This window comes from Streptomyces sp. NBC_01515 (genome assembly GCF_045040345.1).
Taxonomy (GTDB): Bacteria; Actinomycetota; Actinomycetes; order Streptomycetales; family Streptomycetaceae; genus Streptomyces.
The window spans coordinates 4,354,142-4,377,879 of the sequence record NZ_CP109416.1 but is presented as its reverse complement, the minus strand read 5'-3'; the positions used below and the strand labels follow the sequence as shown (position 1 = coordinate 4,377,879).

Annotated in this window: 21 protein-coding genes; 4 read left to right on the top strand and 17 right to left on the bottom strand. The window is 70.3% G+C overall.

Annotation, left to right across the window (positions count from 1 at the left end; translation table 11 throughout):
• Window positions 1-26 precede the first annotated feature (26 nt).
• The 14 genes from OG407_RS19395 to OG407_RS19330 form a co-directional block, all read right to left on the bottom strand.
• Window positions 27-2,030 carry an FHA domain-containing protein gene (locus OG407_RS19395; protein WP_405859658.1) on the bottom strand — a complete coding sequence of 668 codons (2,004 nt, stop codon included), beginning with the start codon at window positions 2,028-2,030 and terminating at the stop codon, window positions 27-29.
• 61 nt (window positions 2,031-2,091) lie between these two features.
• Window positions 2,092-3,438, bottom strand: a complete 1,347-nt coding sequence (locus tag OG407_RS19390) for a vWA domain-containing protein (protein WP_405859656.1) — start codon at window positions 3,436-3,438, stop codon at window positions 2,092-2,094.
• A 98-nt stretch (window positions 3,439-3,536) separates the two neighbouring features.
• Window positions 3,537-4,880, bottom strand: a complete 1,344-nt coding sequence (locus tag OG407_RS19385) for a PP2C family serine/threonine-protein phosphatase (RefSeq protein WP_405859654.1) — start codon at window positions 4,878-4,880, stop codon at window positions 3,537-3,539.
• Window positions 4,881-7,421 carry a tetratricopeptide repeat protein gene (locus OG407_RS19380; protein WP_405859652.1) on the bottom strand — a complete coding sequence of 847 codons (2,541 nt, stop codon included), beginning with the start codon at window positions 7,419-7,421 and terminating at the stop codon, window positions 4,881-4,883. It abuts the gene before it with no gap.
• Window positions 7,422-7,447: 26 nt separating this feature from the next.
• Window positions 7,448-8,779, bottom strand: a complete 1,332-nt coding sequence (locus OG407_RS19375) for a hypothetical protein (RefSeq protein ID WP_328683289.1) — start codon at window positions 8,777-8,779, stop codon at window positions 7,448-7,450.
• Between the two features lie 66 nt (window positions 8,780-8,845).
• Window positions 8,846-9,907 (bottom strand): glutamate ABC transporter substrate-binding protein, encoded by a 1,062-nt coding sequence (locus OG407_RS19370; protein WP_405859650.1) that lies wholly within the window; start codon window positions 9,905-9,907, stop codon window positions 8,846-8,848.
• Window positions 9,908-9,921: 14 nt separating this feature from the next.
• The gene (locus OG407_RS19365) at window positions 9,922-11,367 is read right to left on the bottom strand and encodes a hypothetical protein (RefSeq protein ID WP_405859648.1); all 1,446 of its coding nucleotides are present in this window, start codon (window positions 11,365-11,367) and stop codon (window positions 9,922-9,924) included.
• Window positions 11,368-11,552: 185 nt separating this feature from the next.
• On the bottom strand, window positions 11,553-12,524 hold the full coding sequence (locus tag OG407_RS19360; RefSeq protein ID WP_405859646.1) for an N-acetylglucosamine kinase: 972 nt from the start codon (window positions 12,522-12,524) through the stop codon (window positions 11,553-11,555).
• Window positions 12,515-13,780: a 6-phospho-beta-glucosidase gene (locus OG407_RS19355; protein ID WP_405859644.1), complete on the bottom strand. Its 1,266-nt coding sequence runs from the start codon at window positions 13,778-13,780 to the stop codon at window positions 12,515-12,517. The genes OG407_RS19360 and OG407_RS19355 overlap by 10 nt, the downstream gene beginning before the upstream one ends.
• 6 nt (window positions 13,781-13,786) lie before the next feature.
• Complete coding sequence (locus tag OG407_RS19350; protein WP_328683293.1) at window positions 13,787-14,680, bottom strand: carbohydrate ABC transporter permease; 894 nt, start codon at window positions 14,678-14,680, stop codon at window positions 13,787-13,789.
• A gap of 2 nt (window positions 14,681-14,682) precedes the next feature.
• On the bottom strand, window positions 14,683-15,651 hold the full coding sequence (locus OG407_RS19345) for a carbohydrate ABC transporter permease (RefSeq protein ID WP_405859641.1): 969 nt from the start codon (window positions 15,649-15,651) through the stop codon (window positions 14,683-14,685).
• Between the two features lie 7 nt (window positions 15,652-15,658).
• A complete protein-coding gene (locus tag OG407_RS19340; protein WP_403588108.1) occupies window positions 15,659-16,996 on the bottom strand; it encodes an ABC transporter substrate-binding protein in 1,338 nt (445 codons plus the stop codon).
• Window positions 16,997-17,107: 111 nt separating this feature from the next.
• On the bottom strand, window positions 17,108-18,334 hold the full coding sequence (locus OG407_RS19335; protein WP_405859639.1) for an ROK family transcriptional regulator: 1,227 nt from the start codon (window positions 18,332-18,334) through the stop codon (window positions 17,108-17,110).
• Window positions 18,335-18,535: 201 nt separating this feature from the next.
• Window positions 18,536-19,369 carry a hypothetical protein gene (locus OG407_RS19330; RefSeq protein WP_405859637.1) on the bottom strand — a complete coding sequence of 278 codons (834 nt, stop codon included), beginning with the start codon at window positions 19,367-19,369 and terminating at the stop codon, window positions 18,536-18,538.
• Window positions 19,370-19,730: 361 nt separating this feature from the next.
• On the opposite strand from OG407_RS19330, the gene OG407_RS19325 reads away from it, so the two are divergent.
• On the top strand, window positions 19,731-20,309 hold the full coding sequence (locus tag OG407_RS19325) for a hypothetical protein (protein WP_405859635.1): 579 nt from the start codon (window positions 19,731-19,733) through the stop codon (window positions 20,307-20,309).
• Between the two features lie 141 nt (window positions 20,310-20,450).
• Here the strand turns inward: OG407_RS19325 and OG407_RS19320 are convergent, their stop codons facing one another.
• Complete coding sequence (locus OG407_RS19320; protein ID WP_405859633.1) at window positions 20,451-20,705, bottom strand: hypothetical protein; 255 nt, start codon at window positions 20,703-20,705, stop codon at window positions 20,451-20,453.
• A gap of 165 nt (window positions 20,706-20,870) precedes the next feature.
• On the opposite strand from OG407_RS19320, the gene OG407_RS19315 reads away from it, so the two are divergent.
• Window positions 20,871-21,221 carry an alcohol dehydrogenase catalytic domain-containing protein gene (locus tag OG407_RS19315; protein ID WP_405859631.1) on the top strand — a complete coding sequence of 117 codons (351 nt, stop codon included), beginning with the start codon at window positions 20,871-20,873 and terminating at the stop codon, window positions 21,219-21,221.
• Window positions 21,222-21,512: 291 nt separating this feature from the next.
• On the opposite strand, the gene OG407_RS19310 is transcribed toward OG407_RS19315, so the two are convergent.
• Both OG407_RS19310 and OG407_RS19305 read right to left on the bottom strand, forming a co-directional pair.
• Window positions 21,513-21,686, bottom strand: a complete 174-nt coding sequence (locus OG407_RS19310; RefSeq protein WP_405859629.1) for a DUF397 domain-containing protein — start codon at window positions 21,684-21,686, stop codon at window positions 21,513-21,515.
• A 3-nt stretch (window positions 21,687-21,689) separates the two neighbouring features.
• Complete coding sequence (locus tag OG407_RS19305; RefSeq protein WP_405859627.1) at window positions 21,690-22,526, bottom strand: helix-turn-helix domain-containing protein; 837 nt, start codon at window positions 22,524-22,526, stop codon at window positions 21,690-21,692.
• 185 nt (window positions 22,527-22,711) lie between these two features.
• Here OG407_RS19305 and OG407_RS19300 point away from each other — a divergent pair, with 185 nt between their 5' ends.
• Both OG407_RS19300 and OG407_RS19295 read left to right on the top strand, forming a co-directional pair.
• Window positions 22,712-23,140 carry an ATP-binding protein gene (locus OG407_RS19300; protein WP_405859625.1) on the top strand — a complete coding sequence of 143 codons (429 nt, stop codon included), beginning with the start codon at window positions 22,712-22,714 and terminating at the stop codon, window positions 23,138-23,140.
• 266 nt (window positions 23,141-23,406) lie between these two features.
• Window positions 23,407-23,718 carry a hypothetical protein gene (locus tag OG407_RS19295; protein ID WP_403588085.1) on the top strand — a complete coding sequence of 104 codons (312 nt, stop codon included), beginning with the start codon at window positions 23,407-23,409 and terminating at the stop codon, window positions 23,716-23,718.
• The last annotated feature ends 20 nt before the right edge of the window (window positions 23,719-23,738 follow it).

Genomic DNA, 23,738 nt, shown 5'->3' with positions numbered 1-23,738 from the left:
ACTACGTCCCTGCAAGGGGCTAGGTACTAACCCCGCCGCACAGTGATCGTCGTCCAAGCCCCCACGTGCACCCGATCCCCGTCCTGCAACGGCACCGGCACAAACGGCTGAATAGGCTCCTCGCCGCCATTGACCGTCGTACCGTTCGTCGAGTTCTGGTCGACAACCGCCCAACTACCGTCCGGCTGCTGCACCAGCACCGCGTGCTGATGCGAGACACCCGGATCCTCCGGCGGCACCGACAGATCGATGTCGGGGGACTCACCGGTGGAGTGACGACGGCGCCCGATGGTGATCTGGTTCCCGCTCAACTGCCGCTGCTGCTCAGGGGAGTACGCGGGCAGGTTGAGCCCCGCGGCCTCCGGCCCCGAGCGCTGCATCATCGCCATGAAGTACTCGCGGTCCGGCCCGATCGTCGCCAGCCAGGTCGTCGGCTGCTGCTGATACGCGGGACGCGGCGGGGCCTGGTTCGAACCGGGCTGTGGATAGCCGTAGCCGCCACCGCCCTGACCGGGACCTCCGGGGCCACCGAGACCCCCTGGGCCACCGGGACCGCCCGGGGAGCCCGGGGTCGGCGGGGAGATCACCCAGTCGTCGTCACCGCCGCCGAAGGGCGAGCCGCCCTGCTGGGGACGGTTCGTCTCCTGCGGGAACCCGGGCGGGGCCGGCGGCGCGGACTGCTGGAACGCCTGCGGGGCGCCGCTCGTCCCACCGGGACCCGCGGGCGGGGTCGGTCCGGGCGGCGGCGGGACCGGCCGCGAGGGGTCGGGGCCGAAGTTCGGGGGACCCTGCGGGTTCGAGGGCTCGTTGCCGAACGGTCCGGGCGGACCCTGTCGCTCGCCGCCGAAGGTACCGGGGCGGCCGCCGCCGAAGTCGCCCTGGCGGGGACGCTCGTTGCCGAACTGGCCGCCGGGACCCGGGGATTGCTCGTTGCCGAAGGAACCGGGCCGACCGGACGCCTCGTTGCCGAAGGGCGGGGGCGGGCCGGAGGGTTCGTTGCCGAACGGCCGCGGCGGACCGGACGGGTCGTTGTTCCCGAAGGGCGAGGGACCGCCACCCTGGCGCTCACCGCCGAAGCCCTGCGAGCCGGGGCCGCCAGGACCGCCAGGTCCTCCGGGGCCACCCTGCCGCTCATTGCCGAAACCTTGCGAGCCGGGGCCTCCGGGGCCACCCTGCCGCTCGCCACCGAAGCCCTGCGAGCCCTGGCCACCGGGACCACCAGGTCCGCCTTGGCCGCCGGGACCGCCGCCCGGACGCTCGCTGCCGAAGCCTTGCGAGCCGGGACCGCCAGGTCCTCCGGGCCCACCCTGCCGCTCATTGCCGAAGCCCTGCGAACCCTGACCGCCGGGGCCACCAGGCCCACCGGGTCCACCTTGGCGTTCGCCACCGAACCCCTGTTGGCCGGGTCCGCCAGGACCGCCGCCGGGTCCGCCTTGCCGCTCGTTGCCGAAGCCCTGCGAACCGGGACCACCCGGTCCACCGGGCCCACCCTGCCGTTCGCCACCGAAGGCACCGGGACCGTTCGGCCCACCAGGACCACCGGATCCACCGGGACCGCCGGGCGCACCAGGTCGCCCCGTCGGTTCATTGCCGAACGGGGGTATGGGCTCCGCGGGCCGGTTCATCTGCGACGGCCGGGACCCCTGGTACTCGTAGGGGTCACCGCCGTACGACGGGCCGGAACCGGGCGGCGGAGGCTGCTGCTGGAAGCGGGACGCCGGGCTCGGGCCGGGGCCGGGGCCGGGCGTCGTGGGGCGCGGCGCAGCCGGGGTGTACGACGTCGCCGTGTTCGTGAGGAAGTTCCACCGGCACTCCTCGCAGAACGGCGCACCGCCCTCGCGAGGCGTGCGGCACTGCGGGCAGAGCTCCGCCTCGGCGGACGGGCCGCGGCCGGGCGCGGGCGGCGGGAAGCCGTAGCCGCCGCCGGGGGGCGGGGGAGGGGGCGGGGGCACGGCACCGGCCATGCGGTGACCGCAGACCTCGCACCAGTCGTCGGAACCCGACTGGTGTCCGTTCGGGCAGGTCGGCATGTCGGCGCGTCCCCCTTTCGCACAGGGTCGTTCTGGGTCTCACGGAGTCGTGCTGGCTAAGTCACTTCTTTACACGAACAGTCTTTGTGGACCGTGTTTCGAGAGTCATCTCGTCGGCCTCCGCGACCTTCGCCTTCAGTCGCACAGTACCCGCCGCGGCATCGACCACGTCCACCACCTTCGCAAGCAGTTTCGCAGTATCCGCGTTTCCGGAGACGCTGGCGAGCTGAACGGCCCGTCCCAGTTTGGCCGTTGCTCCATCGACATCACCCGATTTGCGGAGATCGAGACCTTGTTGGATGACTTGCGCCAGTTCGGCCTGGCCGGTGTAGTGCGCGACCTGCGGGTTGATGGACGTGGACGCCACCATGTCGTCGGTCCACACGGCCTTCACCAGGCCCTGGGCGCCCAGGTTTTGGGTGCTTCCGTCGGGCTGCGGGACGACCAGCGAGACCCGGGCGGCCAGCATCTCCTGGCCGATGCCGGCCTCGGGGACCTCGACGCACACGTGGTAGTCACGGGACTCGTCGCCCCAGGACCCGGTGGGGTAGTCCCCGGCGCGGGGTCCCGCCTCGGTGCGCCGGTCGGTCAACTCCTCGACCCTGGGCGCGACTTGCTTGACGAACTTGATGGCCGTGCCCACCGGCGTCCACAGCCGCAGCGCGACGTCCGCGACCTCCTTGCCCATCGCCGTCTCCATCATCTTCGTGAAGTCGGCGGCGAGGTTGGCCGGGTCGGCGACGATGTCGGCGGTGCCGAGCAGCGCGGAGGCGATCCCTGTGACTTCTTTCACTTCCCAGTCGGTGCCGACGCCCCGCGCGTCACAGGTGAACCGTCCGGCGCAGGAGTCGAGGGCCGCCTTCAGGTCCTCCGGCGCCTCGTGCTCGTTGCGGCCGTCGGTCAGCACGATGCCGTGGCGTATGGAGACGTCCGCGGAGGACAGCAGCCGGTCGGCGAGGCGCAGCCAGGTGCCGATCGCCGTACCGCCGCCCGCGCTCAGCTTGCGCAGCGCCTGCTTGGCCTGCTCGCGGGTGGTGGCGTCGGCGACCGCGAGCCGCCCGCCGCCCGGATAGACCTCCTTGGCGACATGCGTGCCGCCGATCACCGCGAAGTGCACCCCGTCACGCAGGGTGTCGATCGCGGCGGCCGTGGCGTCCCGGGCGTTGCGCATCTTGGTCGGCGGGTAGTCCATCGACCCCGAGCAGTCGACCATGATCGCCACGGCCGCGTCCGGGCCCTGCCCGGCCGAGTACAGGTGGGGCGCCGCGACCGGGCTCCCGATGGTGCCGCCGCCGGTCGAGGTCACCGTGACGATCGCGTTGACCTCGCGCCCGCCCTCCGGCAGGTACTCGTTCTGGTACACGTCGACCGAGAACTGCGGCACGTTCGACTTCGAGAAATTGGCCATGCCTACTCTGTTCCCCCTCAAGTACCCCACCTGAATGGGGTGATGACTATGTGCGGACCGGTCCCCACCGGTCCGAGGCCGCCCCCGTTTGTACGGCCTCAGCCGGATACTGCCCCTTGCGGCGGGGCGGGGAACGGGACGACGGCCACTGTTACGTTGTCGTGGCCCCCGCCGTCCAGCGCGTGGCCGACCAGGACCTGGGCGCTGTGCAGCGGACGGACCGCCGCGTCGACGGGAACGATCTCGGCCATCTCCTCGGCGGACTCCGCGTAGTTCCACAGTCCGTCCGTGCAGACCACCACCACACCCGGCCGGTCCGGCTTGAACGAGGCGGTGTGCGGCTCCAGTTCGTACGCGTCCGCGCCGAGCCAGCCGGTGATCGCGTGGGCGCGCTCGTCGGCGTAGGCCTCCGCCTCGCTCATCAGGCCCGCGGCGACCATCTGCGCCGCCCACGAGTCGTCCTCGGTGAGCCGGGCCGGCGGTGAACTGCGGTCCACCGGGATCCAGTAGGCACGGCTGTCGCCGACCCAGCCGACGACGAGGAGGGTCGGGGTGACGATGGAGCCGACCAGCGTGCAGGCCGGCGCGTTCTGGTGCGGGGCGTGCTCGCGGGCCGTGGCGGGCTCCTGGGCAAGGGAGTTGACCGCGTGCGAGGCCGCGATGATCGCCTCGTGCATGGCCGCCTGCGGATGCGTGCCCTGCGGCAGCGCGGTCAGCAACGCCTCACCCGCCTCCCGCGAGGCCGCCAGCGAGGCCGCGTCGGGCCGCGTCGCCGACGACACCCCGTCACACACGACCGCGACCAGCGCGGGCGTCCCGTCGGGCAGCAGGCACTGTCCTACGGCGAAGGCGTCCTCGTTGCGGTGGTGGCGCAGCCCGCGGTCGCTGACCGCCGCGAGCGGGCCCAACTCCTGTTCCATGTGGTCGCGTTCGCGGGGCTGGGCGTGCCCGCAGTTCTCGCAGTAGCCGTCCGGGTCCACCCGGCCCGAGCGGCAGGCCACACACACCTTGACTCCCTCGCCCGCGGTCGGCGGATCGGCGGCGACCCGCGGGTCCGGCGCCTGCAGCGGGTACTCGTCGGGCTCCGGCGGCCGGTCGAACCGTACGCCCGTCGCCGCGGCGGCCGGTGAACCGGCGGGCGGCGGCGGGGCGTTGGACGGCAGGGGGGTGCCGCCCGAGTCGGTGCCGGGCAGGTCCGTCGGGAGATGGACCGCCGGCGGGGTCCCGGCGCCCTCCGGCTGGGGGACCACGGGCCAGTTCACGTCCGCGGCCTCCTCGGGCGGGGGCGGCACCGCGCCGTTCATGGTGAGCGTCGGGTGGTCGTCCGGCGGCGCGGGCACGGCGGACAGGTCGTATCCGCACGCGCCGCAGAAGCGGTCACCGGACTCCAGGGGCTCTTCGCAGCTCGGGCAGGCGGAGAGCTGGGGCATCTGCGACATCAACTACACCCACGTCCGGGGGCGGTAACGGTTGGCTCGTTCCACCAGGTCGATCCTCTCCTCGCCGTCCCGTGCCAGCCGGGCCAGCGTGCGGTACGAACGCTCCAGTCCGAAGCGGAGTCCCCGCTCGTCCAGTTCGCTGCCGAGCAGCTCCCGCCGCGTGAGCGGTACGGAACCCTGGCCTCCGGAGAGTATCCAGTCGAGGGCGCGGCCGAGGACCTCGGCCGACAACCGCTCGCGCCGGACCGCGTCCAGACCGTATCCCTCCAGCGCTTCCACCTGTCCGGCGGCCGCGGTCAGATCGTCCAGGAACGGCGTGTCGTCCGCCGTCGCGGCCCGCTCCCGAAGCCGCGCCCGTACGGCGGCCACGCGCGCGGCCGTGTAGTGGATCGACGCCTCGGGCACCGACTCCAGCGTCCGTACGGCGCCCCGCCGGTCGCCGGTCGCGAACTGGACGCGGGCCAGGCCGAAGGCCGCGCTCACATAGCTCGGGTCGGTCGACCACACCAGCCGGTAGTACTCGGCGGCGTTGTCCAGCTGCCCCAGCACCTCGGCGCACAGGCCCAGCGCCAGCTTCGGCGCGGGCTCGCCCGGGAAGGCGTCGTAGATCGCGTCGAAGGACAGCGCGGCGGCTTCGTAGTCCTGGGTCGCCAGCGCGGCCACGCCGGTGTACCAGACCACCCGCCAGTCGTCGGGCCGCTCGTCCTCCAGCTTCGCCAGGGCGTCCAGCGCGGTGTACGAGTCGCCGTTCTCCAGCCAGGCCCGCATCTGCCGCAGCCGGGTCTCCACGGACGGCGAGGGCGCCGACGCGAGCGCGCCGAGCAGTTCGGTCGCCGCGGTCGCCATCAGGCCCGCCAGGAAGCCCGCGTTGGGGTCGGTCGGGTCGACGTGCGGAACGGGCAGCGCGAGGGCCACGGCGGGGGAGTCGACCTGCTTGACGATGCTCGGCGCGCTGCCGTTCAGCCCGGTCAACACCGCGCTGCCATGCGGCCGTTCGGCAAGTGCCGTGCCGGAGCGGGCACTTGGGGTCCGCTTCGGCGGCAGCACCGCTCTCGCCCCCAGCAGGGACACATCCCCGTCCATCTTGGGGAACAACTCCGTGTCCGTGACCTTGAGTTCGGGCCCGAACAGGGTGGACAGGGACGGGCGGGCCCGCCCGGTCTGCAGCGAGACGACCTCGCGCAGGACGCCCGTCAGCTGCTCGGCCATCTCCTGCGCGGAGGCGAACCGGCGGGCCGGGTCGGGGTCGGTGGCGCGGACCAGGAGCCGGTAGAACGACTCGTAGCGGCGGAACACCTCGATGTTGTCCGGGTCGGGCAGGGAGTCCACGAAGACGTTCGTGTAGCCCTGGAAGTCGAAGGTCATCACCGCGAGGGTGCGGGCGACCGTGTACAGGTCGCTCGCCACCGACGGGCCGACCTCCGCGACCTCCGGCGCCTGATAGCCCACCGTGCCGTAGATGGCCGACTCGTCGTCGTCCATCCTGCGCACCGCGCCCATGTCGATCAGCTTGAGCTGGTCCTCGGTCTGGATCGCGTTGTCGACCTTGAAGTCGCAGTACAGCAGGTTGCGGCTGTGCAGGTGGCCGAGCGCCTCCAGGGCCTCGATGCCGTACGCGCAGGCCTGCTCCACCGGCAGCGGATCGCGCTTCCCGCCTTCCGTACGGCGGTCGTTGGCGATCTCCTTGAGGGACTTGCCGCCGACGTACTCCATGACGATGTACCCGTCCAGCGAACCCGTCCGCTGGTCGAGGTGCTCCACGAAGTTGTAGATCCGCACGATGTTGGCGTGCTCGATCTCGGCGAGGAAGCGCCGCTCGGAGATCGCGGCCTCCATCGCGTCCTGGTCACCGGTGTCGAGGAGGCCCTTGAGGACCACCCAGCGGTCGGAGACCGCGCGGTCTATCGCGAGATAGACCCAGCCGAGGCCACCGTGCGCGAGGCACCCCACGGTCTCGTACTGGCCGTGCACGATGTCGCCGGCTTCCAGCTTGGGCGTGAACGAGTACGGGTTGCCGCACTTGGTGCAGAACCCCTCCGTGCGCCCCGGGCTGTCGCCGCGGGAACGCCCCACCGGCGCACCGCAGTCCGAGCGCGAGCAGAACCGCTTGCGCTCCGGGACCTCCGGGTTCTCCAGCACCATCTCGCGCGGGTCGGGCCGCGGCACCCCCGGCACCTGCACCAGACCGACGCCGAGCCGACCGCGGCTGGAGGTCCCGGACGACGAGCCGGAGCTGCGCACCGACACCGAACGGCCGGTGGAGCGGCCCGACTCCGAGCGCGAGAGCCGCCCCGACACCGACCGCCGGGACTTCGACGACTGCGACGACGTACGCGAACTGCGGCTGCTGGTACGGGAACTGCCGCTCCCCGTGCCCCGCGAGCCCTTGCCGCTGGTCATCCCGGTGGGCGGTGAGCTGATCGCGCCCTTCGCCGACACCACCGGCGCCAGACCGCACGTGTCGCAGTACAGCTCGCCGCCGCCGACGTCCTCGTACGAGCCCTCGCAGCCCGGCCGTTGACACTTCTGCTGTGTCTCGCTCATGACCGACCCCGCTTCTTCCCCGTCACTCACGCGCCCGGCCCCCTCTGGTCCTCGGGACCGCCCTGCGGCTGTGTCCGCGGAGCGTTGAACTGCTCGGCCGCCGCGTGCTGGTAGCGCAGCACCGCCTGTTCGGCGACGCGCAGGTCGCAGGGCGCGCTCCACAGCATGCGGCGGGCCGCGTCGTACCGCTCGATCAGCAGCGGGTCCTCCGCGAGGCCGTGCCGGGCGACCTTCGCCTTGTACGCGTCGAGGCGGCCGCGCAGTTCCGCGCGGACCGCCAGCGGCTGGGTGACTGCGGTCAACGACTCGCGGGCGCGCAGCAGTTCGTCCTCCGCCTTCCGCTCCAGGGACTCCAGGAGCGGGGACAGGCGGTGCCACTGGGCGTGTCTGCGGTACTCGGCGGCCGTCGACAGCTGCTCCTGCAGCACGGTCGGCGGTCCGCCGACGACCGGCACCTCCGTGGCGGCGATCTTCGCGAGGACCTCACCGCGCGCGGTGCGTGCCTCGGCGAGCGTGCGGTCCGCGCGGGAGAGCACGTCCCGCAGCTTCACCAGCCGCGCCTCCGCGTCCTGCCGGACGGTGAGCACGGCGTCGATCTCGCGGCGCACGTCCTCCAAGGCGCGCGCCTCCCGGTCGTAGACCGTGGTGTCCGGGCGACCGCCGCCTGGGGCCGAACTGCCCTGCGCCCGCACCCAGTAGGACAGCGGGTCGGAGATCACGCGCTCGCGCAGGTCGGTCAGGACGCGTGTGATGCGCTCCAGGTCGTCGCCCGCCGGGTGTTCGCCCGGGCGGACGCCGACGGAGTGGGCGAGCTGGCGGGTGCGCTGCAACTCCGCGGCCAGTAAATCGATCCGGGCGGGCAGCGCCGACCACACCGCGTCGGAGGTGACGACCATGTCCAGCGAGTTCGCGTACAGGTCGTTCATCTCGTCGACGAGCGCGCTCAGCGAGAACTGGTGGCTCAGCTTGCTCGAACCACCGGTCAGCGTCGGCATGTTGGCCGTCGCCGTGGTCGAACCGGCGACCGTGACGGACTCGCCGCGCAGCAGCTCGGTCAGCTCGACCAGGTCCTCACGGCTGGACCAGCGGCGCCGGGAGCGGATGCTCTGGGCGGCGCGGAAGGCGTCCGTGTACGCGTCGAAGTACGCCCACAGCAGCGTGATCGACGCGTCGGTGGACGCCCAGCGCTCCTTGGTCGTGCCGGTCAGCTCGGCGCCTTCGAGGAGTCTGCGGCCCGCGTGGTCCTGGAGGGCGAGGAGCGAGGTCTCGATGGCCTCGTGCTCCGCGCCGAGCCGCGCCAGCGCACGGTCCACCTCGTCCCGGTCCATTACCGGCCCGGGGGGTCCCGTGACGCCCATCGATCACCTCTCGCTGCGTTGTGTTCCGTGGAAGGTCCGTTGTGCCGTTCGGTAGTTGACGGTCCGTCACTTGTAGTGCGGGGGCGGCGGGTCGGCCGACTCCGAGTTCTTACCCAGGGTGGGCAGCAGCCATTTCGCGTACGACGCCCGCCAGCCGTCCGGGCTGGTGCGGTAGCTCTCCAGTATTCGGTTGACCCGCTGTACCAGGTCGGTGGCGTCCTTGTTCATCGCCACGCCGTAGTACTCCTTGGTGAACGTGGTGCCCTTCAGCTCCACCGTCGGGTCCTGTGCGGCCTGGCTCGCGGCGAGCGCGCCGTCGGTCACCACCGCGTCCGCCTGGCCGAGTTGGAGCTCCACCAGGCAGTCCAGCTGGTTGGCGACGGGGGGCAGGATCTTCACGCTGGCGGGCAGCTTGCCGCTCGCCTTGTCGTCGGTCAGCCGGTCGTTCGCCGTGGAACCCGACGCGGAGCAGACGCGCTTGCCGGCCAGGGACTTGTCGTAGCCGGTGATCGTCGACGCCTTCGGGGCGAGGACCTGCTGGCCGGTGAGGAAGTACGGGGCGGAGAAGGCCACTTGACCGGCCCGGGCGCAGGTGATCGTCATGGTGCGGACCACCATGTCGACCTGCTTGTCCTGGACCGCCGGGATGCGCTGGTTGGTCGGGATGGCCAGGAACTGGACGCTGTTGGCGGTGTACGAGTCGCCGAAGATGTTCTTCGCGATCGCGGTGACCAGGTCGATGTCGAAGCCCTCCAGGTCACCGGAGGAGCTGTTGGGGTTGCGGTAGCCCCAGCGGTAGCTGTTCTGGTCGATGCCCACCTTCAGCACACCGCGCGCCTTGATGGCGTCGATGGTGGTGCCGTCGGCGTCCGACGGGGACGGGCTCTGGTTCTGGACGGTCGCCTCGTCGCACGAGGGCGCCCTGGCCTGGGTGCCCTGGACCGTGCGCTGACCGCCGAGGGTCGCGCCGCCCTCGCCGCGTGACTGGGTCAGCGGCAGCAGCAGCACGAAGGCGACCGCGAGGACGCAGACGACCGCCATCGCGCCCACCCCGCCCCAGCCCCGCAGACCGGCCCGCACGCGTCGTACAGCGTTCAGCCGGCGAAAGAAGTCACTCCGTGCGCGCATCGTCACGCCCCCTCTCACCGGTACTCCGACAGCCTGCGCCCGATGCCCAGGACGGCCCCGGCCGCACCCAGCACCGCGAGCACCGCGGCCCCGACGGTGAGGCCGGTCATCGCGTCCAGGCCGTCGCTCGCCGACTGCCTGAACTCCTTCGTCTCGTGCACCAGCGCCGTGTTCAGCGAGGCGTCCACCGCGTTGAAGCACTCGCCCGTCGCGCCGCTCTTGCCGATGACACCGTCACGGGCCTGTTGGTAGAGGCCCTTCTCGTTGTCGTCGCTGACCTTCGCGTGGCGGGAGATCCACACCTTCATCGAGCTGTTGGCGACCGCGACCGGCTTGCGGCCCGCGGAGTCGTCGGCCAGCGAGTCGGCCAGCTTCAGGCCCTTGCCGAGCTTCGCGATCTCCTGGTCGTACTCGTAGTCGTAGGCGTCCACGACCGTCTTGTCCGCCAGCGTCTTCGTCTCCGCGCCGCGGCTGACCAGCGTCAGGTTCTCGTCGCTGCGCGCCTTCAGGGAGGCGATCCGCGCGTCGTGCAGCACGTTGAGCGACTTCACGCCGTGGTCGTACGAGGCGTCGAGGCCCGCGCGGGCGACGGTGTGGCCGACGACCACCCACAGCAGGACGACCGCGGTGGTGGCCGAGGCGGCGACCAGGCCGCTGTTCAACACCCGGTTCGTGCGCTGGTAGTTGCGCCGCTGCGCCCAGGCCAGGCCGCCGAGCGCGAGGAGCCCGAGGACGATCGCGAACCAGGGGTACGGCTTCGCGTCCCCGTAGTCGTCGCTCAGCCGCTGGTTCTCCGTCTTGTAGAGCGTCTCGGCCTTCGGGAGCATCTTGTTCTGCATGGTGTCGTTCGCGGCGCGCAGATAGGCGCCGCCCACCGGGAAGCCCTGCCGGTTGTTGGCGCGGGCCGACTCGACCAGGCCCTTGTACTCCGGCAGCAGTTCGTTGAGCTGCTCGATGGTGGTCGCGGACGACGAGCCCGGGTCGGTGTTCGCGGCGGCCGTCACCAGCTTCGCGGCGGCCGTCTTTATGTCCGCCTCGTACTGGTCGCGGGTCGCCTGCGTCTCCTGGAGCCCGGCCAGATAACCGCTGGCCGCCATCGTGTTGGCGTCGGCGAGCGAGCGGTAGATGTCCGCCGCGTCCGAGCTGAGCGGCTGGCTGTGGTGGAGCACGTCGCCGGCCGCCGTGGCGCGGCTGTCGGTCTGCCAGGCGGTGACCGCGCCGAACGCGATCACCAGCACGGCCAGCAGCGCGCCGATCGCGCGCAGCCGGCCCGGCTCGGTGGTGGCGGCCACGCGCAGCCGGTCCACGCCCTCGGCGAGCGCCGTACGGCGCGCGGGCGCCGCGTCCGGCGTACGCCGGGGCGCGGGCGCCCCCGGCCGGCCCGGCTGCGGCGGCACCACCGGCATCGTGGGCACCGCGGTGCCCGGTGGCGCTGTACTGCTCTTCTGCGGTTGTGTCACTGCTGACCTCCCCCAGGGTCATCCCGTCGCGGCAAGTATCGCCGCAGGGACTGACATTCCGCACCGGCCTTCACTGGATCTTGATCGGATCGCAGCGTGGTCACCGGATTTCCGGCACCACACAACGCCCCGCACCGCCCCCCTGTCCATGAATACGCCGTGGGAATCTGTTCGGTTCCCGGGTGTCAGTGCTCGTAATAGGCCCTGGCCCGCACATGTGCCCCGGCCACGGCGCCCACATGGTCCAGACCGAGCAGGACGGCGCCGAGGACCGGCCGCGCGGTGACGACCGTCGCCACCGCCTTGGGCGCCTTGGCCGCCAGCAACTCCCTTATACGGTCGTCCAGTTGGGGATGCCGGGCGGCGAGGACGCTGCCGCCGAGCAGGACCGGCGCCTCCTCGTCGAGCAGGTCGAGGCGGGTCAGCGCGACCGTCGCCATGGCCACGACCTCCTCCGCCATCCGGTCCACGATCGAGCGGGCCACCGGGTCGCCGTCCGCCGCCGTCGCGAACAGCACCGGCGTCAGCTCGTGCCGCCGCTCGTTCGTGACGTGTTCGAGATGCAGCGCCTCGATGAGGGCGTACATCGAGTCCAGGCCGAAGTACGCGGGCAGCGTACGCGCCAGGGCCGTCGGACCGCCGCGGCCGTCCTCGGCGCGGGCCGCGTGCCACAGGGCCTCCTCCGCCAGGCCCCAACCTCCGCCCCAGTCACCGGAGATGCGGCCGATCGCCGGGAAGCGGGCGGTGCGGCCGTCGGGGCGCATGCCCGCGCAGTTGATGCCGGCCCCGCACACCACGGCGACCCCGCGCGGCTCGGGGATGCCCGCCCGCAGCACGGCGAACGTGTCGTTGCGGACCTCCACACTCGTGCCCCACGCGCGCGCGTGCAGCGCGACGGCCAACTGCTCCTCCTCCACGGGGAAGTCGGCGTTGGCGAGACAGGCCGACACATGCTCGACCGCGCTCACCCCCGCGTCCGCGAAGGCGCGGGCGACGGCTTCGGCGACGTTGTCCACGGCCGTCTCGATGCCCACGACCGGCGGCCGGAACCCGCCGCCGCGCGCGGTGGCGAGGACTTCCCCGTCGGCCGCCACGACCGCGACGTCGGTCTTGCTGTTGCCCGCGTCGACGGCGAGGACACTTGCGGTCAGGCCCACGCGAGGTGCTCCCGGTTGTGCGCGATCAGCTGGTCGGTCAGGGCGTCGGCGTACTCGTACTGGCCGATCAGGGGATGCGAGAGCAGCGCCCGGAACACCCGGTCCCGGCCCCCGCGCAGCGCGGCCTCCAGAGCGAGGTCCTCGTACGCCGTCACGTTGGCCATCAACCCCGCGTACAGCGGATCAACATCCTGTACGGCCAGGGGAGTTGCCCCCTTGGCACCGACGGCGGCCTGCACCTCGATCACCGCGTCGTCCGGCAGGAACGGCAGCGTGCCCTTGTTGTACGTGTTCACCACCTGGTAGGGACTGCCACCCCCGCCGAGCAGCGAGGCGGCCAGGTCGACGGCGGCCTCGGAGTAGTAGGCGCCCCCGCGCTTGGCGAGCAGCGCCGGTTTCTCGTCGAGGGCCGGGTCGGCGTACATCTTCAGCAACTCACGTTCCATCTCGGCCACTTGGGAGGCCCGGGACGGCTTCGTCCGCAGTTCCCGTACGACCTCGTCGTGCGCGTAGAAGTAGCGCAGGTAGTACGACGGGACGACGCCGAGCCGGTCGAGCAGCACCCGGGGCAGGCTCAGGTCGGCGGCGATGTCGTCGCCGTGCTCGCCGAGCAGCTTGGGCAGCACGTTCTCGCCCTCGGGACCGCCGAGCCGCACACCGGTCTCCCAGGTGAGGTGGTTGAGGCCCACATGGTCGAGGTGCACATCGGCCGGGGCGACCCCGAGGAGTCCGGCGAACTTCCGCTGGAAGCCGATCGCCACGTTGCACAGGCCAACCGCCTTGTGCCCGGCCTGGAGCAGGGCGCGGGTCACGATCCCCACCGGGTTGGTGAAGTCGATGATCCACGCGTCGGGGTTGGTCCGGCGGACCCGCTCGGCGATGTCGAGAACGACCGGTACGGTCCGCAGCGCCTTGGCGAGGCCGCCCGCGCCGGTCGTCTCCTGGCCGACGCAGCCGCACTCCAGCGGCCAGGTCTCGTCCTGCTCGCGCGCCGCCTGCCCGCCGACCCGGAGCTGAAGCAGCACCGCGTCGGCGCCCTCGACACCGGCGTCCAGGTCGTCCGTGGTGACGATCCGGCCGGGGTGCCCCTGCTTGGCGAAGATCCGGCGGGCCAACCCGCCCACCAGCTCCAGGCGTTCGGGCGCCGGGTCGACGAGGACGAGTTCCTCGACGGGCAGGGTGTCCCTCAACCGGGCGAAGCCGTCGATGAGTTCGGGTGTGTAGGTCGAGCCTCCGCCGACCACGGTCAGTTTCATACCTGGTTAACCCTTCACTCCGGTGAGCGTGACGCCCTCGACGAACGCCTTCTGCGCGAAGAAGAACACGAGGATCACGGGGGCCATGACCAGTACGGTCGCGGCCATGGTGAGATTCCAGTCGGTGTGGTGCGCGCCCTTGAACGACTCCAGGCCGTAACTCAGCGTCCAGGCACCGGGGTTCTCGGACGCGTAGATCTGCGGCCCGAAGTAGTCGTTCCAGGCGTAGAAGAACTGGAAGAGCGCCACAGCGGCGATACCGGGCTTGGCCATCGGCAGCACGACCCGCACGAGCGTCTTGAAGTCGCCGCAGCCGTCGACCTTCGCCGCGTCCAGGTACTCGTTCGGGATCGTCATCAGGAACTGCCGGAGCAGGAAGATCGAGAACGCGTCCCCGAACGCCATCGGGATGATCAGCGGCCACAGCGTGCCCGACAGGTCCAACTGCTTGGCCCAGAACAGGTACATGGGGATGATCACGACCTGCGGCGGCAGCATCATCATCGAGATGACCAGCATCAGCGATAGGTTCCGGCCCCGGAAGCGGAACTTGGCGAGCGCGTACGCCACCGGGATCGACGACACGACGGTCAGGACGGTGCCGAGACCGGCGTAGATCAGCGTGTTCTTCCACCAGGTCAGGAAGCCCGGAGTGTCGAACACCTTGCGGTAGTTGCCCCACTCCCAGGTGTGCGGGATCAGGTCCCGGCTCAGGGCCTGGCTGTCGCTCATCAGCGAGGTCAGGAACACGAACACGAAGGGGAGGGTGAAGAAGAGGGCCGCGGCGACGCCGAGCGAGTGGACCGCGATCCACTCCATGAGCGCCTTGCGGCGGGCGGTGCGCTCGGCGGGGGTCACCGGCGCCCTCAACTCCACGGGCTTGTCGAGTACTTGGGCCATGGTCAGTCACCTGCCAGGTTGAGGCCGCCCCGGCGCCGCATCAGGAACGCGGTGAACACCATCGACAGGGCGAACAGGACGAGTGCCACCACGCAGGCCGAGCCGTAGTCGAAGCGCTGGAAGCCGAGGTTGTAGACGAGCTGGGGAAGGGTGAGCGTGGACTTCTCCGGGTAGCCGGGCTCGAACTGCGTGCCGGCGCCCTGGATGACGCCGGACGCGACCTTCCCGGCGATGAGGGGCTGTGTGTAGTACTGCATGGTCTGGATCACGCCGGTGACGACGGCGAACATCACGATCGGCGAGATGTTCGGCAGCGTGACGTACCGGAACCGCTGCCAGGCCGAGGCGCCGTCCAACTCCGCTGCCTCGTACTGCTCTTTGGGTACGTCGAGCAGCGCGGCCATGAAGATGACCATGAGGTCGCCGATGCCCCAGAGGGCGAGCAGGGTGAGCGCGGGCTTGGACCAGGTGGGGTCGTTGAACCAGCCCGGGGCCGGGATGCCGACCTTCTCCAGGAGTGAATTCACCGGCCCGGTACCGGGGTTGAGGAGAAACGCGAACGCCATCGTCGCCGCGACCGGCGGAGCGAGATACGGCAGATAGAACAGCGTCCGGAAGACACCCGTAGCCGTCTTGATCTTGGTGATCAACAGCCCGACACCGAGCCCGAACAGGACCCGGAGCGAGACCATCACCACGACCAGCCACAGGGTGTTGCGCATCGCGGGCCAGAAGTACGGATAGTTCTTGAAGACGTACGTCCAGTTCTTCGTCCCCACCCACGTCGGCGGCTTGAAGCCGTCGTAGTGCATGAACGAGAAATAGACCGTCGAGATCAGCGGGTACGCGAAGAAGACCGCGAAGCCGATCAGCCAGGGCGACATGAAGGCGAGGGTGCGAAGCGCCTGTTTCCGCTGTTTCGCGGCGAGGCCGGGCGTGCGGCGCTTCTTCGCCAGGGTGACTGTGCTCATGCTGTGGCTACTTCGCCTGCGCGATGTCGGTGTCGATCTGCTTGGCGGTGCTCTTCAGGGCGGAGTCCAGGTCCTTCACCTTGCCGCTCTCGTAGTCGTACCCGAGGTTCTGGATCGTCGTCAGATACACACCGCCGTTGATGGAGGCGGGACTTGTCGTCGAGTACTGGTTCGACGCGATGTCCAGGAACGTCTTGAAGCGCGGGTCGTACTTCAGCTTCGGGGACTTGAGGGCGGCGAGGGTGGAGGGCACGTTGTGGATGCCGTTGGAGAAGTTCACCACCGCGTCCGTGTCCGTGCTGATGTACTTGACGAACTCCCAGGCGGCGTTCTGCTTCTTGCTGGTGGCGGCGATTCCGGTGATCGTGCCGGTGATGTAGCCCTTGCCGTACTGGGCGACCTGGTCGTCCGGCACGGGCAGCGGGGCAACTCCGATGTCCAGTTTGGGATTTGCGGCCGTGGCCATCCCGAGCCGCCACTCACCGTCGAGTTGCATCGCGACCTGGCCGGTGTGGAAGGGGTGCTTGTCGCCCCACTCGTCGCCGAGCGTGGAGCGGTAGCTCTCCAGCTTCTTGAATCCGCCGAGTTCGTCGACGAGCTTCTTCTGCAGCGTGAAACCGGCCTTGAACGCGGGGTCGGTGGCGAGCGCCGACTTGCCGCTCTTGTCGAAGTACGTCGGCGAGAACTGCGCGAAGATGTGCTCGGTCGTGGTCTCCCAGCCGTGGTAGTCCGGCATGAACCCCAGCTGCGAGTACGAGTCGCCCTTGCTGATCGTCAACTTCTTGGCGTCGGCCTCGAATTCGGACCAGGTCTTGGGCGGGCTGGTGATGCCGGCCTTCGCGAATTCCGTCTTGTTGTAGTAGAGCCCGTACGCGTCGCCCAACAGGGGGGCGGTGCAACGGTTTCCGTCGAACTGGGTGTACTCGTTCATCGCCTTGGGGAACGTCGTCTCCGGGTCGATGCCGTCCTTCTTGAAGAAGGGGTTGAGATCGACGAGAGCGCCGGAGGAACAGAATTTGCCCACGTTGTTGGTGGTGAACGAGGAGATCACGTCGGGCGATTTACCGCCGCCGGTGCGCAGCGCCTGGTTGATCTTGTCGTCGGTCATGTTCCCGACGACGTTGACATGGATGTTGGGGTGCGCCTTCTCGAACCCGGCGACCAGCGACTTCACGGCGCTCAACTCCGACGCCGCGCTCCAGGCGTGCCAGAAGTTGATGGTGACGTCCTTCGAGGCGTCGTCGGAGGCGCCGGACGAGGACTGCCCCGTACAGGCGGTGGCAAGCAGGGCGAAGGAGGCGGAGGCGGCGAGCGCGATAACCGCTTTCCTGGATATTCCGGGCATGACGAGGTCTCCCAAGGGCAGGGCGGGGTGAGGTGGTTGGGGAAGCCGGGTGGTTCGAGGTGGGCCGAAGTCGGTCTGGGGGAACCGGAGTCGGCCGTGCGGGAAGTGGTCTCAGCGGGAGGTGTCGAAGACCTCGTCGCGGGTGGTTGCCAGCGCGCTCTCCAACGTGCCGCGCAGCACGGGGTGTTCATGGACGTCGCCGACGACGAGCCGGGGCCGTGACGCCGCCAGCTCCTCCAACTCGGCCTGGACGAGGGCACGGAGAGGTTCGCCGCCCGCGGCCAGCGAGCCGCCGCTGAGGACGACGAGTTCGGGGTCGAGCACGGAGACGAGCGAAGCGAGACCGGTCGCGAGGTGGGTCGCGTAGATCTCCAGGAGCCGCCGCTGCGGTCCGGTCGTATGGTCGGCGGCGGACGCGACGAGGGCGGCGGCGACCTCGGCGTGCGGACCCGTCGGGATCTCGGTGATGCCGAGTTCACGGGCGAGCCCGGGCAGGGCCTGCGAACCGGCCAGGGCCTGGTAACCACCGCTGTTGGCCTTGGTCACCTGGCGGACCAGCGGCGCGCCCGGCACCGGCAGGAAGCCGACCTCGCCCGCACCGCCGGTCCAGCCACGGTGCAGCCGGCCGCCGAGGACCAGAGCGGCGCCGAGACCGCCCTCGTTCCACAGCAGCACGAAGTCGCCGTGCCCGCGGGCCGCGCCGAGCCGCTGCTCGGCGATGGCGACGAGGTTGACGTCGTTCTCGTACTCCACCGGCATCGGCAGCGCGGCGGCGAGGTCGTCGAGCAGGGCGGGGGAGTGCCAGCCCGGCAGGTGGGAGGCGTAGCGCAGTCGGCCGGTGTTGGGGTCGAAGGCGCCGGGGGTGCCGATGACGAGCCGGTGGACGTCGTCCCGGGCGAGCCCGGCCGCCTTCACCGCCCCGTCGAGGGCGTCGGTGACCTGACGTACTACTGGCTGGGCGGGCCGTCGGCCAGGGGTGGGCAGCTCGAATTCCCCCACCGTCCGACCGGTGACGTCGGCGACGGCGGCGCGGATGCGTTCCGGCGTGACGTCGAGCCCGGCGGCGTACGCGGCACCCGGATTGACCACGTACAGCTGGGCGTTGGGCCCCGGCCGCCCCTCGCTCGTTCCGGTGGCGAGCACGAGCCCCGCCGCCTCCAGCCGGGCCAGCAGCTGCGAGGCGGTCGGCTTGGAGAGGCCGGTGAGCTTGCCGATCCGGGTGCGGGAGAGCGGGCCGTGCTCCAGGAGGAGGTCGAGGGCGGCACGGTCGTTCATGGCGCGCAGGACGCGGGGGGTGCCCGGGGTGCCGCTGCCCGGGGTACCGGAGGTTCCTGCCATGTCTTACGCCACCTGCCTTTCGAACTCCCGAACCACACAGCCTGTCACGTGATCACTGTTAGGAAAGTTTCCAATTGGGTGGGAGGAACGTAAGCCCGGGACGAAGGGGGCGTCAATAGACACCGCCCCCGAGGCAACAGACTCGTTACCTGCGGGGGCGGTGGGGAGGTGCTGGTGTTGCCCGGCGGCTCGCCGGGTCCGCTACTTGACGTCGATGAAGTCACCGGCGGCGGTGGCCGCGCCGGTGGTGGAGGTGCCGGCGAAGACGTAGCGGAAGTAGCCGTCCTGCGCGGCCTTCACGGTCGTCGTCAGGGCACCGCTCGTCCCGGTGGTGACCGTCTTGACGGTGGTGTAGGTGCTCGAACTCTTCGCCCGGAACTGCAACTTGGCGGGCTGGGACACATAACCGGTGTACGTACCGCGCTCCCAGTCGGCCCGGGTCAGCTTGCCGGTGACCGTGATGGTCCTGCCCTTCTTCACCGGCTCCGGGGAGGCGTTGGCGGTGAGCTTGGCGGCGCGCTGGATCTTGACCTTGCCCTTGTTGCCCCAGGCGGCGAAGTCGGTGGAGTAGCTGATCTGGTCGTCCGAGTCGTCCAGGTCGGCGTCGATGTGGGCGTAGACGCCGGCGACGTTCCAGGTGGTCGCGTCGGCCGCCTCGAACAGGCTGTCCCCGGGGTCGATCGTGATCGTGTCGGAGCAGGAGGCGGTGACGGTGGTGTCCGTCGTCGCGGTGGTCGTGCAGGTCGGAGACATGTCGGCGTCGATCTCGTTGTCGAAGGCCGCGAGCGAGCCGCGGTAGAGCATGACCCCGGCGAACGTCTTCTTGTAGTCGATCGTCACGTCGGACGGCCGCGTCAGCGTGTACGTGACGGGAACCTTCACCGTCGCGGTCGTCCCTACGACGATCGCCTTCCCTTTGTTGACCGTCACCCCGCTGAAGACCAGGGCCGGCGTAGCGGCCTGCGCGAGCGGCGCGGCCAGCCCGGTCAGGGCCAGGGCGCCGGTCATCGCGGCGCCGATGGCGAGTTTTCTCATGCGTGTCCCCACATTCGAAACGGACCCCTGGGCATTGCGCTCCAGAACAAGGGCCCGCCGTAGGGCGACCTTAGGCATGGCGAGTCTGCGATGAAAATGAGTTGAACCTGTGAAGGTGATCGCATCACGGCTTCGTCACGATGGGTAAAGCCGCAGGTGGGAGCGGGTGGCGGAGATTCCCCCGATCTGCCGGAATTGCGAGCCCTGTTGGGCACTTTTCAGCCGCTACGGCTCCGTCCCCGAGGCCGTTTCGTGATGTGGGCCGACCTGCCCTGCCAGCCGCCTCACAGGCTTTTGACTTTTGATCAGCGGCGTTTGCGGGTCGGGGGGATCGAGAGGGCGGGTGAACGGGGTGCGGGGCGTGAGGGTGTTGGTGGGGTGCTGGCGGGACGCGGCGGGTGTGTTCGCTGCGGTGCTCGGGACGGTCGGGATACTCCGGGCGGCCTTGGGCCAGGACGGTGTCACCTGGTCCGGGGCGGGCGAGGACGTCGTGTTGTGGGCCGCCGCCAGTGTCGTCTGGGCGGTGGTGACCTCGCTGCTGCTACGACGACGGGCCCGTACGGCGGGCGTCGCCCTCACCCCGACTGCCCTCGCCGACCGTCAGACCCGCCAACTCCGCGCGCTACGGCCCTTGGTGGGCTGGTCCGACCGGATGGGCGCGGAGTTGAAGGCCTCGGACCGGGTCGCCGTCACGGCGGAGAAGGGGCGCGAGGAAATCTGGTTCCGCTGGCGCCCGGGCCGCCATGGCCACACGGTCTGGGGCTCGATCACCTTCGACGAACCGTCGGGGACGGTCCTGCTCGACCTTCGCGAGGGGGAGGCGTACACGGGGATCTCGGGGGTGCGGCGGGGGGCGTCCTTCGTCGCGTTGTGCCAACTGGCAGGGGGGTTGGGGCTGGTGGAGGCCGAGGGGCGCTGGAGGGGCGGGGACCAGGCGTGACATTCGTCGAGGACGTCCCGGGCCAGGTCGTCGAAGCGCGCCGACAGGCCGGCCAGGATCTGCGGACGTACCGAGGAATGGGCTTGCTGCGCGGGTGACTTGGGCGTGGAGTGGGCGCGCGTTCGTCGGTGCCGGGGTGTCTTACGGGTTGGGGGTCGGGTGGCCGCAAGGGGGCAGGCGCATTCCGCCGAGCGCGATGTCCAAGAGCCGGGCCGCCTGTGTGCCGTCCTCCTCCAGCAGGCCGGCATCCCGGCCGTCGTGCAGCGGCGAGGCGGCGAGGCCGCGGCTGGCCGCCGCGTAGGCGTTGAAGTCCCGTAGCCAGGAGAAGAGGGCGGTGCCTGGTTCGCTCGCGAGGATGCGCTCCTCGGCCCTCGCGCAGAGCGCTTCGACGCGCAAGCGGAAGACGGCTCGCAACAGGGAGGCCCGGGAGGGGAAGTGTCGGTGCGGAGTCGCCGACCCTACGCCTGCCCGGCCGCCCGCAGGGGCCGTCGCGCCGCCGTGTCGACCACGTTGACCGCCTGCGCTTGATAACCGGAGAGCCGTGACCAGGGGAGATCGATCATGCGCGTTGTGCGGTACGACCGTTGTGGCCCGCCCGGGGTGCTGCGCGTCGACGAGGTGCCCGCGCCGAGTCCCGGGCCGGCGGAGGTGCTCGTCGAGGTGCACGCCGCGAGTGTGGACGCGGGGGAGATCGCCTTCCGGGCAGGCAGGTTGCGCTGGATGAGTCGCGCAGGCTTCCCCCGTCGCCTGGGCGGCTACTTCGCAGGCCGGGTCGTGGAGGTGGGGGCCGGGGTGAGCGCGTGGCAGGCCGGGGATGCGGTGTGGGACTCATGCCGCACCTCACCTTCGGGGCGATCGCCGACTACGTCGCCGTACCCGAGCGGCGCCTTTCCCGTGCGCCGAAGAACCTGAGCCTGCTCGATGCCGCCGCGCTCTCGGTGTCGGGCACGACCGCGCTGACCGCGCTGACGGACAAGGCTCGACTCGCGCCCGGTGAGCGGCTGTTGGTCCGGGGTTCAGCAACGACCCGTCGGCCGACCGGATCGCTGAACTGGCCCGGGCTGCCGAGGCGGGGGGATGTGGGGTCGGGGGCGGTGTGGGGACGCTCGGCGCCGAGGGGTGGGGTGCGGGAATGTGACACTCGGGGGGGAAGTGTCACACTTCTGTGGGGAGGGTGTCGGGTGGGGTCGGTCGGGGTGTTGGTCAGTGCAGCGTCGCCGTGAACTTCGTCCAGGTGGTGGGGGCCAGCCGGAGTATCGGGCCGTCGGGGGACTTGGAGTCGCGGATGGCTATGGTGCCGGGGATGTTGCGGGCGACTTCGAGGCACTCGTTGGACGGCGTGCTGTAACTGGACTTCGTGAAGTTGAACTGGGGCACGGTTCACATCTCCTTGCGCAGGCTGTCGATGAGGGTCACCGAGTCGCGAGGGGCGAGGCTTAGCCGCGATGTGCGGTCGAACAGCACGCTGTAAGTGCTGCTGTCCACCTCGTTCTCCACCCACACCATGCCCGTGATGGTGTCGCTCTGGACCACGTCGAGGGCCTCGTCCTCCGCGAAGGAGATGATGCTGAACGGGCCCGCGATGCACGGGTGCGCGCCGGCCCGGAACGGGAGTACCTGAAGGCGTACGTTCGGCAGCTCGGCCAGTTCAAGCAAGCGTTCCAGTTGGGCGCGCATGACGGCGGGGCCGCCGATTTCCTGGCGCAGCGCGGCTTCCCAGATCACCGCGTACGACTGGAGCGGACGTTCGCCCAACAGTCGCCCTTGGCGCTTCTGCTTGATCTCGGCCGCGCGCTCGATGTCGTCCGGGTCATCCCAGGTGCCCTCGGCGACCGCCAGTGCGCGCGTGTACTCGGGGATGTGGAACAGGCCGGGAATCAGGGACGACTGCCAGTTGCGGATGTGGGTCGCCACGTCCTCCATGGCGATGTACTCCGCCATCGTTCCGGTGTCGAGCGAGTCACGCCACCAACCCTTGGCCTTGCGGCGCTCGCGGTCCAGCTTCGCCAACTCCAGTAGCCGGCCTACGACTTGACTGTCCTCCACGCCGTAGAACTCGCACAGGACGCGGATGTCGGGGTCGCGCATCGGCACCCAGCCGCGTTCCATTTTCACGATCTTGGTGCCGGTCGCGTTGATGGACTCCGCGGCTTGCTGCTGGGTCTTGCCCGCGGCGTCTCGCAGGCGCAGTAGTTCGCCACCGAGCTTGCGGGCCAAGACAGTTGAGACCTGGCCCTGTCGAGGCTGAGTTGATCTCATCACCGTCACAGTGTGTCCCATTGGTGTCACCGAGTCGAAGGGATTCACCCTCTCAGGAAGAACTTCCTCAAGTAGATTGCGCTGAGGGTGCGAGTATCGCTACTTTCGGTGCTCGCCCCACTACAAAGAGAGGTGCTTCTCCCATGACCGAAGCCCCACCCGCTCCCCACGAGGACCGCCTCGACTACACCCCCCTCGCCCGACGCCGCACCGCACGCCTCGTCACCGAGTGGGGGCACCCCGCCCTCGCCGGTGATGTCGCCCTCGTCGTATCCGAGTTGATGACCAACGCCCTGCTGCACGGCAGCCTGCGGGACCGACTCATCCGGGTCCGCATCACAGTCACCGGGGTCACCCTCCGCGTCGAGGTCAGCGACCCGCGCGGCGAACGGTTGCCGAACCCGTGCCCGGCAGGCGACACGGATCAGTTCGGCCGGGGATTACTCCTGGTCGGGGCCCTGTCCCACCGCTGGGGATGGGAGCCCCGTTCCGTCGGCAAGACCGTGTACGCCGAGTGGGCGCTCGGGGCCGACCCCGCCGTGGGCAATCCGCTTGTCGGCGTGCGGGAGTGAAGGCCACCCCACTGATCCCTCGTCCCGACCTCACGCTCCCGGCGCTCCAACAGGCCGTGGCCACGGTCGTCGAGATTGAGCGTCACCCGGAGATGGCAAGCCGACTCCACGCGGCCGAGCAGGCGATCAACAGCGGCGACCCCGTCGTACGCGACCGTGCCATCCGTGAAGCCGGGGAAATTGTGCGGGCGGCGCACCGCGAGGTCACGGATGATCGTGGTGGTTCAAGTGGGCCGGTCGGATAGCGGTGTTGAGTGAGGTCACAGGTGAGCGAGCAGTCCTGGTACGGCGTCCGCTGTGTGTTCCGGCATCGTGAACTCGGCGTCTACGAGGAGCGGTTGACCCTGTGGCGGGCCCGCTCGCTCGACGAGGCGATCAGCCGTGGGGAGTTGGAGGCGCACGAGTACTGCGCGGACCTCGACGGCGTCGAGTACGCCGACTTCGCCGAGGCATACCGGATGTTCGGCGAGCCGGGGGAGGGCGTTGAGGTCTTCTCGCTCATGCGGGAGAGCGGGTTGCCCGCCGGCGAGTATGTGGGGCGGTTCTTCGCTACGGGGGCGGAGCGGGCCGGGGCCTGAGGCGTGCCCGTGGCCTCGGG

Coding starts and splice junctions, on each gene's coding strand:
- OG407_RS19355 (WP_405859644.1), bottom strand. CDS start 13,780: ATGAAACTGACCGTGGTCGGCGGAGGCTCGACCTACACACCCGAACTC.
- OG407_RS19350 (WP_328683293.1), bottom strand. CDS start 14,680: ATGGCCCAAGTACTCGACAAGCCCGTGGAGTTGAGGGCGCCGGTGACC.
- OG407_RS19395 (WP_405859658.1), bottom strand. CDS start 2,030: ATGCCGACCTGCCCGAACGGACACCAGTCGGGTTCCGACGACTGGTGC.
- OG407_RS19370 (WP_405859650.1), bottom strand. CDS start 9,907: ATGCGCGCACGGAGTGACTTCTTTCGCCGGCTGAACGCTGTACGACGC.
- OG407_RS19300 (WP_405859625.1), top strand. CDS start 22,712: ATGACCGAAGCCCCACCCGCTCCCCACGAGGACCGCCTCGACTACACC.
- OG407_RS19335 (WP_405859639.1), bottom strand. CDS start 18,334: ATGGCAGGAACCTCCGGTACCCCGGGCAGCGGCACCCCGGGCACCCCC.
- OG407_RS19390 (WP_405859656.1), bottom strand. CDS start 3,438: ATGGCCAATTTCTCGAAGTCGAACGTGCCGCAGTTCTCGGTCGACGTG.
- OG407_RS19375 (WP_328683289.1), bottom strand. CDS start 8,779: ATGGGCGTCACGGGACCCCCCGGGCCGGTAATGGACCGGGACGAGGTG.
- OG407_RS19380 (WP_405859652.1), bottom strand. CDS start 7,421: ATGAGCGAGACACAGCAGAAGTGTCAACGGCCGGGCTGCGAGGGCTCG.
- OG407_RS19330 (WP_405859637.1), bottom strand. CDS start 19,369: ATGAGAAAACTCGCCATCGGCGCCGCGATGACCGGCGCCCTGGCCCTG.
- OG407_RS19345 (WP_405859641.1), bottom strand. CDS start 15,651: ATGAGCACAGTCACCCTGGCGAAGAAGCGCCGCACGCCCGGCCTCGCC.
- OG407_RS19315 (WP_405859631.1), top strand. CDS start 20,871: ATGCGCGTTGTGCGGTACGACCGTTGTGGCCCGCCCGGGGTGCTGCGC.
- OG407_RS19340 (WP_403588108.1), bottom strand. CDS start 16,996: ATGCCCGGAATATCCAGGAAAGCGGTTATCGCGCTCGCCGCCTCCGCC.